This is a genomic window from Flavobacterium sp. ZT3R18, from assembly GCF_007097385.1.
Lineage (GTDB): Bacteria > Bacteroidota > Bacteroidia > Flavobacteriales > Flavobacteriaceae > Flavobacterium.
This window is the reverse complement of sequence record NZ_VJZS01000020.1, coordinates 1-5689: the sequence shown is the minus strand read 5'-3', so window position 1 is coordinate 5689 and position 5689 is coordinate 1. Positions and strand designations below refer to the sequence as shown.

Sequence of the window (5689 nt, the reverse complement as noted above, 5' to 3'; positions counted from 1 at the left end):
TTGTTACCTATATTATTATTATTATTATTATTATTATTTCTACAAATTGGCCTTAAATCAAACTTAATCGTCTAATAAATTTCCAATATTTTTCTCCAAAGCGGTCAAATAGTAATAAGTTCCAACAGCAATATCAAAAACTGCCATACCCATAGGATTAAACATTATAACGTCATCTTCCGCTATGCTTGGCATCAAATTTTTGTAAAAAATATCCACCAAATTAAATGTTTTTTCCTTTATTAATCCTTCATTTAAATACATTTGCTCAATATCTGTGTTCTCACGGCATACTTCTTCCCAGTTATCAACTATCATTTTATCTACAAAATTCTTAAAACTAGGCAGATAATCTCTCAATGAAACATTTAAATGCAAACTCCCTTTTTTAGGTTTTTTGCTGATATATCTTTTTTCAGATACCGTAGTAGTGATTATAATATCACTATTTTCGTACAATTTATCAAATGAATCGCAAATTTTCACCGTATTATTCATTGAACTTAGAGCTACTGTCCATGGAATCTCCTTGAGATCATAAAGTTTTATTTCCAGAATTCTGTCTTGCATAATTTGATTGATCATAGCAAGATGAGCTTTGCCGATCTGGCCAAAGCCAATAATTCCTATGCTAAACTTTTTCTTTTCACTTTTTTCTTCTAAATATTTTTTTAAAATTAATCCTGAAACTGCTGCAGTACGAATTTCACTGATTAATGCTGTATTTACAATACACTTTGGCTGACCTGTTTCAACATCATTTAAAATGGTTACTGATTGAGCCCTGCTCATCCCCTTATTTAAATTTTTAGGAAAGCTGGCAATCCATTTAATTCCTGACATATTAATTGATCCGCCCACAAATGCAGGCATAGCAATAATCCTGTTGGTCTTATCTCCGAATCTCAAATATGGTTTAATAGGCTGATCAAACTCCCCATCTCCCATTATGGTAATTGTTTTATATATTAATTCTACAAGCTGATGCCAGTCTGGTTTTATAGCAGTTAATTGTTTAGTATTTAAGTAAAGCATAAACTCTTTATTTTTTATTAATTATTAATTATTTTCAAAGTTCATCTCATCTATTTTACAAAACTTTTCGACCCATTCTTTATTGTAAATATTATCAATATAGGAGACACCAGAATCAGGAATCAAAATCATTGCTTTGGGAAATATAGAGCCAGTATCATTATTCTTAAGATATTTTTGTGCTCCTTTATAACAAGCGCCCGAAGATGCGCCGCCAAACAAAGCATGCTGATTCAGCAGCTCAGTGCACCCATCACTGATCTCGTTTTGATTAAGAATTATGAAATCATCAATGAGTTCATTAATCCTGAAGTGGCTTTTCTTACTGGATCCTAGTCCAGATAAATTACGCCTTTTTTTCTTATCAGAAAATATCATCGATCCTTCAACATCAACACCAATTATTTTAAGGTCCTTGAAATTACTTTTTAAGTAAGTGGACAGACCAACTATGGTTCCGCATGAACTTACTGGTACGAACAAATAATCTAATTCTTCAAAATCACGAATTATTTCGTTGGCTAATAAACGGTAACTTTTATAATTATTTTCATTTTCATATTGATTAGTCCAAAATGAATTTTGTGTTTGTTTTAAAACTTCCTTTACTTTTGCAATTCTATTTAAAAGATACCCGCCGGTTTCATCAATATCTTTTATCATTATCACTTCTGTTGCTAATAATTGAAGAGTTTTTAAACTTATTTCATTAATATTTGGATCCACAACAGCAATAAATTTTAAATTTAAGAACTTGCAGTGCAGTGCGAGTGAAATAGCAAAATTTCCAGAACTTGACTCTACTATAGTAGTGTTCATATCTATTTTTTGCTCAAAAATGGCGTTATGAATTATATTATTAACTGCCCTGTCTTTTATACTTCCTGAAAAATTCTTAAACTCTAATTTAGCGTACAAATCTATAAACTCATCATCTAGCTTTAAAACTGGTGTATTACCAATTAATTTGGCAATTTTTATAACCTTTTTTATCATTGGAAATTTATTGTTTTTTATAATTCAAATGTTTTTGAGTGCATACTTAATGTTTCTCTTTTTTGTGTCAGCTTTATATAATTGGAAATCCCTTCAATATTGCTGAAGAACAATTCAAAAGGCAAAGAAATATTGAACTCTGTTTTTATTAAATATCGCATTTTCATCATTTTTAACGAATGACCTCCTAATTCGAAGAAATTGTCAGTAATTCCAATTGGAGAAACCTTTAAGACATCTTCCCATATCGTTATCAGCTTCTGATCTATCTCATGTCTTGTTGGAGTATAGTCTGCCTTGATAATATCATTTTCAGAAACTTTTGGCAATGCTTTACGATCAATTTTTCCATTATGGGTCAGCGGAACAGCATCAATCTCCACGAAAAAACTAGGAATCATATAATCAGGAAGTTTACTTCCCAAATAAGCTCTCAGCTCGGATTTATCCAGATTATCCGATACTATATAAGCAACAAGCACTTTATCATCATTTATGTTTCTGGCATCCACAACAACCTGATTTATATCCGAATACTCCAGAATTACGCTCTCGATCTCTCCAAGCTCAATCCTAAAACCCCTGATCTTCACCTGGTTGTCTTTCCTGCCTAAAAAATCTATATTCCCATCGGGAAGCCACCTCACCAAATCACCCGTATCATACATTTTCTGACCAGCTATAAAAGGATTGCTGATAAATTTCTCAGCCGTCAGTTCTTCCCTGTTTAGATAACCCCTTGCCAGTCCTGAACCTGAAATATAAAGCTTGCCTCGAACTCCGATTGGAACAAGCTCCATAGCATCATCCAATATATAAAGATGTGTATTGGATATCGGTTTCCCAATCGGAATAATTGTTTTGTTTTCTGAACATTCAAACGAAGTCACATCAATCGTAGCTTCGGTTGGTCCATAAAGGTTCATTAACGCCGTATTAGGAAAATAACTAAAAAATTTATTGTTTAAATCTATACCTAGTGCTTCTCCACTTACAAAAACTTGATTCAAACTTTTTAATCGAGCTATTTCTAAGTTGTGCTCTTCCAAATATTGCATAAACACAGATAACATAGACGGCACGAAATGAATAACCGAAACTTTAAATCTCTCAATAGAATTAACTATTTCTTTAGGATCTTTGTGTCCTTCAGGTTTTAATATGCACAATTGAGAACCATTATATATCCACCAGAAAAGCTCCCATACAGAAACATCAAATGAATAACTGGTTTTTTGAAGAATAACATCTTTATCGGATAAATTATAAGCCTTCTGCATCCAATCTAATCGATTAATCAAAGAACTATGCTCAATCATTACTCCTTTAGGATTACCTGTGGTTCCAGAGGTATAAATAACATAAAGGAGATCACTAGGAACATTGACCTTTTCAATATCCTCTTTTGAATAAATAGCGTGTGTATTTTCAAATTTTGACCATTCTGCAGCATCAATAATTACTTGACAGCTACTGTCTTTTTCAATATAAGCTACACGGGCATCAGGATAATTTACATCAATAGGAACATAAGCTCCTCCAGATTTTAAAATACCTAAAATGACAATAATCATCAGCTCACTCCTGTCTATTTTAATTCCTATACGCTCATTTGGTTTGATATTGTAATTCTCTCTTAAATAATGTGCAAACTGATTCGACTTCTCATTAAGTTCACGATACGTCAGTGATTTGCCCTCAAATACAACAGCTACATTATCAGGGGTTCTTTCAGCCTGCTCCTCAAACAGATCAACCATGGTTTTATCTGTTGGATAATCAACTTTTGTATCATTAAATTCAAACAACAGCTGTGACTTTTCCGCTTCTGTTAAATAGTCCAATGACGTTAATTGAGCCTGGGCATCAGCAGTAAACAGCTCTATTAAAGTATAAACATGACCTGATAATGTACCCATCAGCTCCGGATCGTATTTATTCTTGTTGTACTTGAAGTCAATATCCAGTGAATCAGAAGACGGATTGGCCATGATGCTAAAATCAAAATTAGTCTGTTCAAATGCAGCAATGGATTCAATCCTTAACTCCTGGTCTCTGCCCTGCTGTGCATTCTGAACATCCTCCCGTATAATATCCTGAACCGGATAGTTCTCAAATACCACTATATGATTGATCAGGTTGACACCTAGTTCACTCTGTGAACTTACCTCCGATAAATTCGAATAATGGTAAGCATTGCCAGAGATGGACTGCTCTTGAACTTTTGTCAGCAGATCAGCCACACGGTCCCCTTCACCATATTGAATCCTCACAGGAACTGTATTGATAAACAAGCCGATCATATCCTCTATCCCTTCGAGTTCACCTGGCCTACCCGATACAACTGAACCAAAAACAACATCAGTTGTATTATTGTATCTCGAGAGCAGATAACCCCAGATTGCCTGAACAAAGGTGTTTTGGGTAATACCTGTCTGAGTACACAAGGCATTCACCTTATTATATAATTCACCTTCTATGGTGACTCTTTCTCTGGATTCTGAGTAAAAATCCTCCGAGAGCAACTGTCGCTTAAAAGGAATCTCTGCAATATTACTATACCCTTGCAGGTAGTCACGCCAATATACCATCGAAGCATTATTATCGGTACTGTCCAGCCACTTAATATAGCTGGAATACAGAACAGGCTTGGGAAGATCTAGTGGCCTGTTCTGATAAAGAGAATTCAATATCTGATAAAAATCCTTGATCAGAATACTCATACACCAGCCATCTGTCAAAATATGATGGTGGCTCCATATGAATTCATAATCATTGTTCCCCAAATCCAATAACAGCAGACGCATCTGAGATGCAGATTCCAAATCAAACCCTAAGGCACGGTCCTCCAGTTTAATGCGCTCCACATAATCTTCCAATGCTGATTCCTCCAGTTTACATTTATAGGAAAATGTACTCGGAACATTCTTTCTTACTATCTGAAGAGGCTCATCAGCCAAGTCATAACTGAATCCTGTTCGCAAGACTCCATGGCGCAGTATTAATTGATCGTACGCCGCTTTTACCAAATCAACAGTAAGATCAAAGGCTTTTATCCTATAAGACATCTGCTCGAAATACATCGGTGAGGATCTGTCAGAGAGCCAGTGATAATAAATACCCTGCTGTAAAGGCGATAACCTGTAAACATCTTCTAAACTGTCATCCTGATTTATTCTCGATAAGGCCTCTATACTTAAATCTTTATAGGTCAGATCAGATGGCGTCAATCGGCTCTCTTTTACTGAACTTAAACTCTCAATAAGTACAGTAAGTTTCTTTTGGTAGGAATCCGCAAGAGCCTGAATCGTAGTATCATCATACAATCCGCTGCTAAAACCAATATTCATCGAAAGACGTCCCGAAACCAGCATACCTGAGATCCCAAGCAAAATATCTTTGCTGTTTTCTATCGAACTGCTGGATCCAATACTCTCTGAGGCATACGAAAATAACGAATCAGAGCTGTTACTCACATTATCTCCGAAATCTCCCAGATAATTGAACTCAATACTCGGAACCAGATTACTTTGGAAGTCCGATGTCAAATATTTCAGCATACCATAGCCAATGCCCTTCTTTGGTATTTTCCTTAATGATTCCTTAACGGCAACTAAAGCATTCAAAGAATCTGATCCTGATACACTCAGCACAAATG

Annotated in this window: 3 protein-coding genes; all 3 read right to left on the bottom strand. The window is 34.9% G+C overall.

The window, feature by feature from the left end; all coding sequences use genetic code 11:
• Positions 1-63 precede the first annotated feature (63 nt).
• Genes FNW52_RS16760 through FNW52_RS16750 form a run of 3 tightly spaced genes read right to left on the bottom strand, consistent with a single transcriptional unit; the run spans position 64 to position 5657 of the window.
• Positions 64-1035, bottom strand: coding sequence for a 2,3-diaminopropionate biosynthesis protein SbnB (locus FNW52_RS16760; RefSeq protein WP_143378632.1), 972 nt, complete (start codon positions 1033-1035; stop codon positions 64-66).
• A 24-nt stretch (positions 1036-1059) separates the two neighbouring features.
• Positions 1060-2031, bottom strand: a complete 972-nt coding sequence (locus tag FNW52_RS16755) for a pyridoxal-phosphate dependent enzyme (protein WP_143378631.1) — start codon at positions 2029-2031, stop codon at positions 1060-1062.
• A 17-nt stretch (positions 2032-2048) separates the two neighbouring features.
• Positions 2049-5657, bottom strand: coding sequence for a non-ribosomal peptide synthetase (locus FNW52_RS16750; RefSeq protein WP_221933408.1), 3609 nt, complete (start codon positions 5655-5657; stop codon positions 2049-2051).
• Positions 5658-5689 lie beyond the last annotated feature (32 nt).